Raw genomic sequence first — 13,402 nt, 5'->3', positions numbered from 1 at the left:
CGGGGGTTCTGTCGGTGGCCGGTGGCATCCTGGGGACGTGAGAGCCCACGCGGTAAGCCCCCTGTTCGTCGGCCGCGCCGACGAACTCGCCGTTCTGGAGGGCGCGCTCGCCAGGGCGCGCGCCGGATCGGCCTCGACCGTGTTCGTGGGAGGCGAGGCCGGGGTGGGCAAGACCCGCCTCGTCCGCGAGTTCACCGAGCGCTCCGGCGACGCCCTGGCGCTCATCGGCGGGTGCCTGGAGCTGGGCACCGAGGGTCTCCCCTTCGCCCCCTTCACCGCGGTGCTGCGCGGGCTCGCGCGCGACCTGGGCCACGACGGCGTCGCCGCGCTGCTGCCCGGCGGGGCGACGCGGGGGCTCGCCCGGCTGCTGCCGGAGTTCGGCGAGCCGGAGAGGGAGGGCGCCGAGGCGCGCGCCCGGCTCTTCGAGCAGGTCCTGGGCCTGCTGGAGCGGCTCGCCGAGACCCGGCCGACGGTCCTGGTCATCGAGGACGCCCACTGGGCCGACCGCTCCACCCGCGACCTGCTGTCGTTCCTCGTCCGCTACCAGCGCTCCGACGCGCACCTGCTCACCCTGGTCACCTACCGGGCCGACGAGCTCCACCGCACCCATCCCCTGCGCCCGCTGCTGACCGAGCTGAGCCGGATCGACTGGGTCACCCGGCTCGACCTGCGCAGGCTGAGCCGCCGGGAGGTGGACCAGCAGGCCGCGAGCATCCTCGGCGGCGGGCCGGTCGCCGACCTCGACCTGGTCTACGCGCGCAGCGAGGGAAACCCGCTGTTCGTCGAGGCGCTGCTCAACGGCGGCGAGGGCGAGACGCTGCCCGACTCGCTGCGCGACCTGCTGCTGGCCAGCGTCGAGCGGCTGCCGGAGGAGACCCAGGAGCTGATGCGGCTGGCCGCCGCCGGCGGGGCGAGGATCGAGCACACGATGCTCTCGGCCGTCGCCGGGGCCGACGACGGCGAGCTCTCCCGGCTGCTGCGCCCGGCGGTCGCGGGCAACGTGCTCGTGGTCGACGGCGAGACGTACGCCTTCAGGCACGCCCTGATCCGCGAGGCCGTCCACGACGACCTGCTGCCCGGCGAGCGCACCCGCCTGCACACCCGTTTCGCCGAGGCCCTGGAGGTCAATCCCGGCATCCTGCCCGCCCCCCGGGCTGCCATCGAGCTCGCCCACCACTGGCACGCCGCGCACAACTCCCTCTGGGCGCTGATCAGCGCGTGGCACGCGGCCGCCGCCGCCAGGAAGGCGGCGGCCTACGACGAGCAGCTGCGGATGCTGACCAGGGTGCTCGAGCTGTGGGAGGCGGTGCCCGACGCCGCCGAGCGGATCGCGGCCGACCACGTCGACGTGCTCCGGCAGGCCGTCACCGTGGCGCACCTGGCGGGGGAGTTCGAGCGGGGCATCTCCCTCGCCAGGGCGGCCCTGCGGGAGATCGACACCGCCACCGACCCGATCCGCGCGGCCCGGCTGCTGCGGCAGCGCGGGCTCGTCAGGTACGACCTCGGCAGGGCCGGGTTCGTCGAGGATCTCCGCGCCGCCGCCGAGCTCGTCCCGGCCGAGCCGCCGACCTCCCTGCGCGCCCATGTCCTGGAGAACCTGGCGCGTGTGCTCAGCACCTCCCGCGACCGGGCGGAGAAGGAGGCGACGGCCAAGGAGGCGATGCGCATCGCCCAGGAGGTGGGCGACGCCGACGCCGAGGCCCACGCGCTCGTCACGCTCACCTGGGCGAGCTGCCGCTACTCCCGGACGGAGGAGCGGATCGTCGCGTTCGCGCGGGCGCGGGAGATCGCGAGCCGGGCCAGCACCTACCACGCGCTGATGCGGGCCGTCATCTTCGAGTCCGACGCCCTGGAGGGGGCCGGGCGGCACGAGCAGGCCGCGGAGGTCGCCCGCCGGGGCGTCGCCGACGCCGAGGTCTACGGCCTGGCCCGCACGTCCGGGGCCTTCCTGGCGATCAACCTCGCCGAGCCCCTGGTCTCGCTGGGCCGCTGGGACGAGGCGTCGGGGGTGGTCGAGCACGCCCTGGAGGTCGCCCCGCCGCCGCCCTACCGCGCGAGCCTGCAGGGGCTGGTCACCGACATCGCGCTGGCACGCGGCGACCTCGACCGGGCCGGCTCGCTCTTCCACGCCTCGCGGGCCGTGCTCGCCTCGGGTACGTACAGGGACCAGACGGTCCTGCCCCAGCTGCGCAGGGAGATCGAGCTGCTGGTGGCGCGCGGCCGGGACGACGAGGCGGCCGCGCTCGTCGAGCGGACCCTGGACGAGCACGACCTGGAGGCCACCCCCCGCTACGTGTGGCCGCTCCTCCGCGCCTGCCTGCCGGTGGTCGTGTCCCCGTCCTCGCCGCCCTCGCCGTCCCTGTCCCTGCCCCGGCTGCGCGCCGTGGCGGAGAGGCTCGGCGTGGAAGGGGAGCTCCAGGAGGCGCACCGCCTCACCTTCACCGCGGAGGCCGCCCAGGCGGAGGGGGTGTTCGACCGGGGGGCGTGGGAGGCGGCGGCCGCCGCCTGGGCCGCGCTGCGCCAGCCCTACGCCGAGGCCCGCGCCCTGCTCGGCGTGGCACGGGCCGCCGTCGCGGCGGGGGAGCGCGACGAGGCGGCTTCGATCCTGCCCCGGGCGGCGGAGCTCGCCGCGCGCCTCGGGGCCGCGCCGCTCGCCGCCGAGATCGGCTCCCTCGCCAGGAGGGCGAGGATCGCGCTCCCCGGGGAGTGCCTCTCCGCCGAGCCGGTCCCCGAAGGCGCGGGGTTCGGGCTCACCGCGCGCGAGCACGAGGTGCTGGGCCTGGTGGCGACCGGCCGCAGCAACCGCGAGATAGCGGGTGAGCTGTTCATCTCGGCGAAGACCGTCAGCGTGCACGTCTCCAACATCCTCGCCAAGCTGGGCGTCACCTCGCGCGGGGAGGCCGCGGCCACGGCATACCGGCTGCGCCTGTTCGAACGGTGAAATGTCGCCATGTTTCAGATTTCTAGCTGTTGAGTAACGTATTTCAGGCTGAATAGTTCGGAGCGACTTTTCCGCGCCGGGTCCTCCCGGCCTCGGCCGCGGACGGCGGGTCCGCGGGGGCTTCGGCGTGGCCTCCTCCCGGGCCGGTGTCCTCCGGCGTCCGTCAGGGCCGTGACGTACGGGCTCGCGGGATCCGTCTCCCCGGCCTCGCCGCGCGAGCCGTTCCGCGCGGCCGTGTTTCCGGGATGTTTCCCCGATCTTGTTCCGGCGTCGGCGTCCCCTCCGTCCCGGCGGGCGGGCGGCCCTCCGGAGGGGTGCCGCACCCCCCTCGCGTACCGGCCGGGGAGGGGCCTGAAAGCCCCTCTAGCAGGCAGATCAGCCAGATCGCACATAAGGCTAAGGGGGAAAGTAAGCCACCTTTCTCGACCCGTTGACGCGGCCGTAGCACGTATGTAACATTTGGTCAGCGCCATGCAAAAATATTGCAAAGTCCTGTTAAATTCTCTCTGTTCTCCGCAACTTACGGCAGTGATGTGCTGCGCCCGCGCATCCCTCCCACCCCTCCGGAGAGGCCCCAGGTGATGTCGTTTTCGGCATTGCGCGGTCGGTCGCCGCCCTGGCGGCCCCGGTTGCGACACTCATCGCCCCCGCGCCGACGCTGACGGCAGGGCCATCGCGGCCCCGTCCGGCAGAGCGTCCCGCGCCGCCGCAGCCGGTCAGGGGCCCGTGGTTCCGGACATCTCCCGTCCGGGACCCACCACCAGATCCGACGTTCACCCATCGCTCGTCCCGCCGGTCATCTCCACAAGAAGAGCACCGGCGTACACGGCGACCAGCACCCCCCAGCGACGAACGAGGCACGGCTCGCGGATCGGCCCGCACAGATCACACGGCCGGCCCGCCCGCCGGATTCCGAGGACCCGGAAAAGAGGACCGGAGATCCGCACCTCGTGGGCGAGGCACCCCCGGGTGCCGAGCGCGTCGCCCGGCGGAGGCCACGGCCTCCCTCCCGACCCTGTCGTTCCAGACGAGAGATAGAGGAACGCAATGAGAAAGCAGTACCTGGCGTTACGGCTGATGGCGGCGATGGCCGCGACCAGCCTGCTCGCCCTGGCCGGGGCGGTCGTCGCACCGGCCTCGGCGATGGCCGGCCCCAACCTGGCGGCCGGGAAGCCGGCCTCGGCCAGCAGCGGCGGCGCCCCCTACGCCGCGGGCAACACCACCGACGGCAACGCCACCACCTACTGGGAGAGCAACAACAACAGCTTCCCGCAGTGGGTCCAGGTGGACCTCGGAGCCGCGACCAGCGTCAACCAGGTCATCCTGAAGCTGCCGCCCGCGGCGGCCTGGAACACCAGGACGCAGACCCTGTCGGTGCTCGCGGGCACGAGCGCCACGCCCACCACCACCATCGTGGGCTCCGCCGGCTACACCTTCAACCCGGCGACCGGCAACACGGTGACGATCAACTTCGCCGCGACCACCGCCCGCTACCTGCGGCTGAACATCACCGCCAACACGGGCTGGCCGGCCGGCCAGATCTCCGAGTTCGAGGTGTACGGCCCCGTCAGCGGCGGCGGTGACACCACGCCGCCGACCACGCCGTCGAACCTGGCCTACACCGAGCCGGGCTCGGGCCAGATCAGGCTGACCTGGAACGCCTCGACCGACACCGTGGGCGTGACCGGTTACGACGTCTACGCCAACAACGTCCTGCGCGGCAGCGTGGCGGGCAACGTCCTGACCTACACCGACACCCAGCCGGCCACCGCGACGGTGTCCTACTACGTCAAGGCCAAGGACGCCGCGGGCAACCAGTCGGGCAACAGCAACACCGTCACCCGCAACGGCAGCACCCCGCCCGGGTCGAACCTGGCGATCGGCAAGGCGATCACCGCCTCCTCCTCGGTCTTCACCTTCGTGGCCGCCAACGCCAACGACAACAACACGGCGACCTACTGGGAGGGCAACGGCGGCAGCTACCCCAACACGCTGACCGTCGCCCTCGGGGCGAACGCCACCCTCAGCTCGGTCGTGGTGAAGCTGAACCCCGACAGCGCCTGGGGAACGCGCACCCAGAACATCCAGGTCCTCGGGCGCGGGCAGAGCTCGACCACCTTCACCAGCCTGGCGGCGGCGGCCAACTACACCTTCAACCCGGCGACCGGCAACTCGGTGACGATCCCGGTCAGCGGCGCCTACGCCGACGTCCAGCTCAGGATCACCTCGAACACCGGCGCCCCCGCCGGTCAGGTCGCCGAGTTCCAGATCATCGGCACCCCGGCGCCGAACCCGGACCTGACGATCACCGCTCTGACCGCGTCCCCCGCCTCGCCCATCGAGACCGACTCCGTCACGCTCTCGGCCACGGTGCGCAACGCCGGCTCGGCGGCCTCCGGCGCGACGAACGTCAACTTCTACCTGGGCACCACCAAGGTCGGCACCGCCTCGGTCGGCGCGCTGGCCGCCGGGGCGTCCGCCACGGTGACCGCCAACGCCGGTCCCCGTGACGCGGGCAGCTACCCGCTGAGCGCCAAGGTCGACGAGGACAACGCCGTCATCGAGCAGAACGAGTCGAACAACACCTTCGCGGCCTCCGCCCCGCTCGTGATCAGGCCGGTCGACACCTCCGACCTGGTCGCCACGACCAGCTGGACCCCCAGCAACCCGTCCAACGGCGCCGTCGTCACCTTCTCCGTGGCGATCAAGAACCAGGGCACCGTCGCCTCCGCGGGCGGCGCCCACGGCATCACGCTGACCGTCCTCAACGAGGCGGGCACCGTCGTCCGTACCCTGACCGGCTCCCACACCGGTGTGATCGCGCCGGGCGCCACCACCAGCCCGGTGAACCTGGGCACCTGGACGGCGGCCAACGGCAAGTTCACCGTCAGGACGGTCCTCGCCGACGACGCCAACGAGCTGCCGGTCAAGCGGGCCAACAACACCTCCACCCAGCCGTTCTTCGTCGGCCGCGGCGCCAACATGCCGTACGACTTCTACGAGGCCGAGGACGCCGTCGTCGGCGGCGGGGCGACCGTGGTCGGCCCGAACCGCGAGATCGGCGACCCGGCGGGTGAGGCGTCCGGCCGCAGGGCCGTGACGCTGAACAGCACGGGCAGCTACGTCGAGTTCACCACCAAGGCCAGCACCAACACCCTGGTCACCCGCTTCTCCATCCCCGACGCCCCGGGCGGCGGCGGCATCAACTCGACGCTGAACGTCTACGTCAACGGCACCTTCCTCAAGCCCATCAACCTGACGTCCAAGTACGCCTGGCTGTACGGCCCCGAGGCCGGTCCCAACAACTCGCCGAGCTCCGGCGGCCCGCGTCACATCTACGACGAGGCCAACGTCATGCTCGGGACCACCGTCCCGGCCGGCAGCAAGATCAGGCTGCAGAAGGACCCCGCCAACACCACGACGTACGCGATCGACTTCATCAACACCGAGCAGGTCTCGCCGATCGCGAACCCCGACCCCGCCAGGTACACGACCCCCACCGGCTTCACCCACCAGGACGTGCAGAACGCCCTGGACCGGGTCCGGATGGACAACACCGGCAACCTGATCGGCGTCTACCTGCCGGCGGGCACCTACCAGACCTCCAGCAAGTTCCAGGTCTACGGCAAGGCCGTCAAGGTGGTCGGCGCGGGCCCCTGGTACACCCAGTTCCGCGCGCCCGACACGCAGGACAACACCGACGTCGGCTTCCGCGCCGAGGGCACCGCGAGGGGCTCGTCCTTCGCGAACTTCGCCTACTTCGGCAACTACACCTCGCGCATCGACGGTCCGGGCAAGGTGTTCGACTTCTCGAACGTCAGCGACATCGTGATCGACAACATCTGGAACGAGCACATGGTCTGCCTCTACTGGGGCGCCAACACCGACCGTGTGACGATCAAGAACTCCCGTATCCGCAACATGTTCGCCGACGGCATCAACATGACCAACGGCAGCACGGACAACCTCGTCAGCAACAACGAGGCCCGCGCCACCGGTGACGACAGCTTCGCGCTGTTCTCGGCCATCGACGCCGGCGGCGCCGACATGCGCGGCAACGTCTACGAGAACCTGACGTCCATCCTGACCTGGCGGGCCGCGGGCGTCGCGGTCTACGGCGGGTACGACAACGTCTTCAGGAACATCTACATCGCCGACACGCTGGTCTACTCCGGCATCACGATCAGCTCGCTGGACTTCGGCTACCCGATGAACGGCTTCGGCGCCAGCCCGCCCACCAGGTTCGAGAACATCTCGATCGTCCGCGCCGGCGGACACTTCTGGGGACAGCAGGTCTTCCCGGCGATCTGGATCTTCTCCGCCTCCAAGGTCTTCCAGGGTATCCGCGTCAACAACGTGGACATCGTGGACCCGACCTACGGCGGCATCATGTTCCAGACCAACTACGTCGGCGGCCAGCCGCAGAACCCGGTGACCGACACGATCTTCACGAACGTCTCGATCACCGGTGCCAGGAAGAGCGGCGACGCCTTCGACGCCAAGTCCGGCTGGGCGATCTGGGCCAACGAGATGCCCGAGCCCGGTCAGGGCCCGGCGGTCGGCTCGGCCACGTTCAACAACCTCCAGTTGAGCAACAACTTCCAGAACATCAGGAACACGACGTCGACCTTCACGATCAACGTCAACCCGTGATCCGGTAGGAAGACCGCGGGAAAGCAGTGCCGGTGCCGCCGGGAGGTCCGACCCTCCCGGCGGCACCTTTCCCTGTCCCACCCCTGTCGTGTCCCGTACGGCCCCGGCGCTTCCGGCCCGTCCGCCGCCGACCGGCGGGAAGATCCTCGTACAATGTCCCGATGGCTTCCCCCGAGAACGGCCCCGAGGTGAGCGACGCGTCGCGGGTCCTGCAGCGCGTCTTCGGCTACGACTCGTTCCGGGCGGGCCAGCAGGAGATCATCGAGCATGTCGTCTCCGGCGGCGACGCCCTCGTGCTCATGCCGACCGGTGGCGGCAAGTCGCTGTGCTACCAGATCCCCGCCCTGGTGCGGAAGGGCACCGGGGTGGTGATCTCGCCGCTCATCGCGCTCATGCAGGACCAGGTCGACGCCCTGACCGCGCTCGGCGTACGGGCCGGGTTCCTCAACTCCACCCAGGACTTCGAGGAGCGCCGCGCCGTCGAGTCGGCGTTCCTCTCCGGCGAGCTGGACCTGCTCTACCTGGCGCCGGAGCGGCTGCGGGTCGACGCGACGCTGCGGCTGCTCGACAGCGGGGTGATCTCGCTGTTCGCGATCGACGAGGCGCACTGCGTGGCCCAGTGGGGGCACGACTTCCGGCCCGACTACCTCGCCCTGTCCGCGCTGCACGAGCGCTGGCCCGACGTGCCGCGCATCGCGCTGACCGCGACGGCCACCAAGGCCACCCACGCCGAGATCGCCTCCCGCCTGAGCCTGGAGGAGGCCCGCCACTTCGTGGCGAGCTTCGACCGCCCCAACATCCAGTACCGCATCGCTCCCAAGGACGAGCCCAAGCGGCAGCTGCTGGAGCTGCTGCGCACCGAGCACGCCGGGGACGCGGGCATCGTCTACTGCCTGTCGCGCAACTCGGTCGAGAAGATCGCCGAGTTTCTGGTGCGGAACGACATCGAGGCGCTGCCCTACCACGCGGGGCTCGACGCCCGCGTCCGCGCCGCCAACCAGGCGCGCTTCCTGCGCGAGGACGGCCTCGTCATGGTCGCCACCATCGCGTTCGGCATGGGCATCGACAAGCCCGACGTGCGCTTCGTCGCCCACCTCGACCTGCCCAAGTCCGTCGAGGGCTACTACCAGGAGACCGGCAGGGCCGGGCGCGACGGCCTGCCCTCCACCGCGTGGCTCGCCTACGGCCTCCAGGACGTCGTGCAGCAACGCAAGATGATCGACACCTCCGAGGGTGACGACGCCCACCGCCGCCGCCTGGCCGCCCATCTGGACGCCATGCTGGCCCTGTGCGAGGCGGTCGAGTGCCGCCGCACGCGGCTGCTCGCCTACTTCGGCCAGGAGGGCACCGCCTGCGGCAACTGCGACACCTGCCTGTCGCCGCCGGAGTCGTGGGACGGCACGGTCGCCGCGCAGAAGGTCCTGTCGACCGTGTTCCGGCTGATGCGCGAGCGCCGCCAGAAGTTCGGCGCCGGCCAGATCATCGACATCCTCCTCGGGAGGAAGACGGCCAAGGTCATCCAGCACGACCACGACGGCCTGACGGTGTTCGGCATCGGCACGGAGCTGGGCGAGGCAGAGTGGCGCGGCGTGGTGCGCCAGCTGCTGGCGCAGGGGCTGCTCGCCGTCGAGGGCGACTATGGCACGCTGGTGCTCACCGAGGCGAGCGCGGAGGTGCTGGGCCGCAGACGCCAGGTCCCGCTGCGGCGCGAGCCGGAGAAGGCGCCGAAGGCCGCGAAGGCTCCCAAGTCGTCCACCTCGCGCCGGGCCGAGCCCGTCGAGATGCCGGAGGAGGCGGCCCCGGTGTTCGAGCTACTCCGCGCCTGGCGCGGGGCCACCGCGAAGGAGCAGGGCGTGCCCGCGTACGTGATCTTCCACGACGCGACCCTGCGCGAGATCGCCACCAGGGTCCCCTCGTCCCTGGCCGAGCTGGGCACGGTCAGCGGGGTCGGGGAGAACAAGCTGGCCAAGTACGGCCAGCAGGTCCTCGACACCCTCGCGGGATCCGGCCGGGAAGCCGGGGGCGGCGATTCCGGGGGCGGGGAGGAAGTCCCTCTGGAGTTCCCCTGAGGTAGGATCAGGCGAATTCGGGCCTGATGGCTCGCGCAGTGACGCAGGTAGGAGCCTGGAGGCTGTCGTCCGCCTCCGGGCTTCTCGCGTTGACGGATCCCCCCGTGGCTGCGAACTCCCGAAAGAGGACGATCGTTGGCTGACAGAAGGAACGATCCGGTGGTGGTCGTCGGGCTCGGCCGCTTCGGCAGTTCCCTGGCCGTCGAGCTGTTCCGCAGGGGCACCGAGGTGCTGGCCATCGACAACCGCCCCAAGGTGGTGCAGAGCCTGGCGGGCAAGCTCACCCACGTCGTCGTCGCCGACTCCACCGACATCGAGGCGCTGCGGCAGATGGGGGTGCCCGACTTCTACCGGGCGGTGGTCGCCATCGGCACCGACCTGGAGTCCAGCATCCTCACCACGTCCCTGCTCGTCGAGCTGGAGATCGAGGACGTCTGGGCCAAGGCGATCAGCCGCGAGCACGGCCGCATCCTGGAGCGGGTCGGCGCCCACCACGTGATCCTCCCCGAGCACGAGATGGGGGAGCGGCTGGCCCACCTGCTCAACGGGCGGATGCTCGACTACATGGAGGTGGACGGCGACTACGCGGTGGTCAAGACCCGCCCGCCCCGCGAGTACGTCGGCGTGCCCCTGGGCGAGTCCAACCTGCGGCGCAAGTACGGCGTGACCGTGGTGTGCGTGAAGGGCCAGTACGACGAGTTCACCTACGCCGACGCCGGGACCGTGCTGGGGTACGGGGACGTGATCGTCATCGCGGGCAAGATCGACCAGGTGGAGCGGTTCACCGAGCTCCCGTGAGTCCTCCCGGGTTTTCCGGCCCCCTCTTCCCATGATCGATCTAGACTGGACCGAACTCACTAGAATGGAGTTCGGTAGCGATGCGATTCGGACTGTTCGTCAATGGATCCCAGGGCCCGGACATGCTCGGCAGACTGCGGGAGCGCATCGCCCGCGGCGCCGACGACGGCTTCTCCTCCGTCTGGGTGTCCCAGACGTTCGGCTTCGACGCGCTGACCGCGCTCGCCGTGCTCGGAAGCGGGCTGCCCGGGATCGAGCTCGGCACCGCCGTCGTCCCGACCTACCCGCGCCACCCGGTGGCCCTCGCCCAGCAGGCGCTCACCGTCAACGCCGCCCTCGACGGGCGGCTCACGCTCGGCATCGGGCTCTCCCACCAGATCGTGATCGAGGGCATGTACGGCATGAGCTTCGAGCGGCCCGCCCGCCACATGCGCGAGTACCTGTCGATCCTGATGCCGCTCGTGCGCGGGGAGAACGCGGACTTCCAGGGGGAGACCCTCACCGCGCGGATCGGGCTGAACGCGCCGGGGCCGAAGGACATGCCCGTGCTCGTCGCCGCCCTGGCCCCGAGGATGCTCAGGCTGGCCGGGGAGATGGCCGACGGCACCGTGCTGTGGATGACCGGTCCCAAGACGGTGGCCGAGCACGTGGCACCCGCCGTCACCGAGGCCGCGCGGGCCGCCGGGCGCCCCGCGCCGAGGATCGTGTGCGCGCTCCCCGTCTGCGTCACCGACGACGCCGAGGCGGCCAGGGCGCTGGCCGCCGAACGGTTCGAGACCTACGGCCAGCTGCCGTCGTACCGGACGGTGCTCGACAGGGAGGGCGCCGAGGGCCCGGCGGACGTGGCGATCGTCGGCGACGAGGACGAGGTGGCGGCGCGGATCGAGGCGCTCGCCCAGGCCGGGGTCACCGACTTCGTCGCCGCCGAGTACGCCCCGGGCCCCCGGACGCGGGAGTTCCTGAAGGGTCTTCTCTGAGGGGGTTCTCCCGCACGAGGGGCGCCAGGGCCCCCGTCTCAGACGCCGAAGGCGCTCAGGGCCGCCCAGGCCGTTCCCGCTCCGGTGACGGTCCCGGCGGCGACCTGGGCGGGCGTGTGGTGGGTGAGCCTGACCCGCGCCCAGCACACCGTCGCCACGACCAGCGCGCCCGCGGCCAGCGTGGGGGCGGCGGGCAGCACGTGGGCCAGCACCACCACGGTCCCCGCCGACACGGCCGCGTGGAAGGAGATCTTCCACCGGAGGGTGATCGGGACCGTCACCGCGAGCGCGGCCAGCATCGCGGTCACCGTGGCCACCAGGAGCCGGGGCGCGCCCAGGAGGATCAGCAGCGTCAGCGCGACGACCACCGCCACGACCGCCACCAGCAGCGGAACCGTCCGGCTCGCCCGGTCGACCAGGTGGTGGGAGTCGAGGCGCCCGGAACGGACCCCGGCCAGGATCACCACGGCGGGGATCCCGCCGCACAGGGCCGAGGCCACCAGGCCCCAGGCCGCGCCCGGCCAGCCGTCGGCCATCAGCCCGACGATCGGAGGCAGCCCGATGACCAGCACCTGCGGCGCGAACAGCCCGGTCACCCACCGGGCCGCCGCCCCCGCCGTGCCCTCACCGTCGCCCGCCATCCCCTGCCCGGTCATCTGACTCCTTTTCCAGCGCGGAGACCCCGCTCCCGAGTTCCGGTGAGGCCGCGTCGACATGAGGGCCGTGAGGCCGGTGAGGCTCGTGGGGTCCGTGAGGCCACCCTGTCAGCTGCGGGGCCCGCGGACGAACATCCACGGGCCCCGCGGCCTCCGGGTCGCGCGGGGCACCCAGAACAGCGCCTCCGGACAGCGACCCCGGCGACCCCGGCGGCCCCGGACAGCGTCCCGGGCGCCCGCGCCCACAGGGGCCGGGAACTTACGAGAACCCAGGGTGCCCCGGGGACGCTCCCGGCGGGTGAAACGATGATCAGTCGTTGGCGTGCAGGACGCTGTTCAGCTCCACGCTCGTCCCCCCGCGGGGCACGGCCTCGACCGCGCCCGAGGTGGAGTTGCGGCGGAACAGCAGGCCGGAGGCGCCGGAGAGCTCAGCCGCCTTGACCACCCGCCCCTCGGGCAGGGCCACCTTGGTCCCGGCGGTGACGTAGAGGCCCGCCTCCACGACGCAGTCGTCGCCCAACGAGATGCCGACGCCGCTGTTGGCGCCCAGCAGGCAGCGCCGCCCGATGGAGATGACCTGCTTGCCGCCGCCGGACAGGGTGCCCATGATCGAGGCGCCGCCGCCGACGTCCGAGCCGTCGCCCACGACGACGCCCGCCGAGACGCGGCCCTCGACCATGGAGGTGCCGAGTGTCCCGGCGTTGAAGTTGACGAAGCCCTCGTGCATCACGGTCGTGCCGCTCGCCAGGTGCGCGCCGAGGCGGACCCGGTCGGCGTCGGCGATCCGGACGCCGGTGGGCAGCACGTAGTCGACCATCCGGGGGAACTTGTCCACGCCGTGGACGGTCACCTGCCCCCGGGCGCGCAGGCGGAGCCGCACCCGCTCGAAGCCCTCGACGGCGCACGGGCCGTGGCTGGTCCACACCACGTTGCTGAGCAGGCCGAACAGCCCGTCCAGGTTCTGGCCGTGCGGCTGGACGAGACGCGCCGACAGCAGGTGCAGGCGCAGGTAGGCGTCGTGGGTGTCGGCCGGGGCCTCCGACAGCTTGGTGATGCCGGTGCGTACCGCGACCACCTCCACGCCTCGGTCCTCGTCGGGGCCGAGGAGCGCGGCGACCTCGGGACCGAGTTCCTCGACCGCCTCCTGCCCGGTCAGCCGCCTGGTGCCCGGCGAGGAGGGCTCGCCCAGCTGCGGGGACGGGAACCACGTGTCGAGCACGGTCCCGCCGGAGGTTATGGTCGCGATGCCGGCCGCGTGCGCGCCGGAGATCTGGGCTGCTGCGTTCACGCCGACCAAGCCTAGCCAAA

Annotated in this window: 7 protein-coding genes; 5 read left to right on the top strand and 2 right to left on the bottom strand. The window is 71.7% G+C overall.

Annotated elements, in window-relative coordinates:
- Nucleotides 1-37 precede the first annotated feature (37 nt).
- The 5 genes from ABD817_RS05735 to ABD817_RS05715 all read left to right on the top strand — a co-directional run bounded on the left by ABD817_RS05735 (nt 38) and on the right by ABD817_RS05715 (nt 11,438).
- Entirely contained in the window at nt 38-2,941 is a 2,904-nt protein-coding gene (locus ABD817_RS05735) for a helix-turn-helix transcriptional regulator (protein ID WP_344915741.1), read from the top strand.
- Between the two features lie 1,047 nt (nt 2,942-3,988).
- Nucleotides 3,989-7,594, top strand: a complete 3,606-nt coding sequence (locus tag ABD817_RS05730) for a galactose-binding domain-containing protein (RefSeq protein ID WP_344915739.1) — start codon at nt 3,989-3,991, stop codon at nt 7,592-7,594.
- A 161-nt stretch (nt 7,595-7,755) separates the two neighbouring features.
- Nucleotides 7,756-9,663, top strand: coding sequence for a DNA helicase RecQ (gene recQ, locus ABD817_RS05725; RefSeq protein ID WP_344915737.1), 1,908 nt, complete (start codon nt 7,756-7,758; stop codon nt 9,661-9,663).
- A gap of 135 nt (nt 9,664-9,798) precedes the next feature.
- Nucleotides 9,799-10,461, top strand: a complete 663-nt coding sequence (locus ABD817_RS05720; RefSeq protein ID WP_344915735.1) for a potassium channel family protein — start codon at nt 9,799-9,801, stop codon at nt 10,459-10,461.
- An 80-nt stretch (nt 10,462-10,541) separates the two neighbouring features.
- Nucleotides 10,542-11,438, top strand: a complete 897-nt coding sequence (locus tag ABD817_RS05715) for a TIGR03564 family F420-dependent LLM class oxidoreductase (protein WP_344915733.1) — start codon at nt 10,542-10,544, stop codon at nt 11,436-11,438.
- Nucleotides 11,439-11,476: 38 nt separating this feature from the next.
- On the opposite strand, the gene ABD817_RS05710 is transcribed toward ABD817_RS05715, so the two are convergent.
- Nucleotides 11,477-12,094 carry a phosphatase PAP2 family protein gene (locus ABD817_RS05710; RefSeq protein ID WP_344915730.1) on the bottom strand — a complete coding sequence of 206 codons (618 nt, stop codon included), beginning with the start codon at nt 12,092-12,094 and terminating at the stop codon, nt 11,477-11,479.
- Between the two features lie 310 nt (nt 12,095-12,404).
- Entirely contained in the window at nt 12,405-13,382 is a 978-nt protein-coding gene (dapD, locus tag ABD817_RS05705) for a 2,3,4,5-tetrahydropyridine-2,6-dicarboxylate N-succinyltransferase (protein WP_344915728.1), read from the bottom strand.
- Nucleotides 13,383-13,402: the final 20 nt, after the last annotated feature.

Origin of the sequence: Streptosporangium oxazolinicum, assembly GCF_039537505.1 — a bacterium.
Lineage (GTDB): Bacteria > Actinomycetota > Actinomycetes > Streptosporangiales > Streptosporangiaceae > Streptosporangium > Streptosporangium oxazolinicum.
This window is presented reverse-complemented; position numbering and strand designations above follow the sequence as displayed.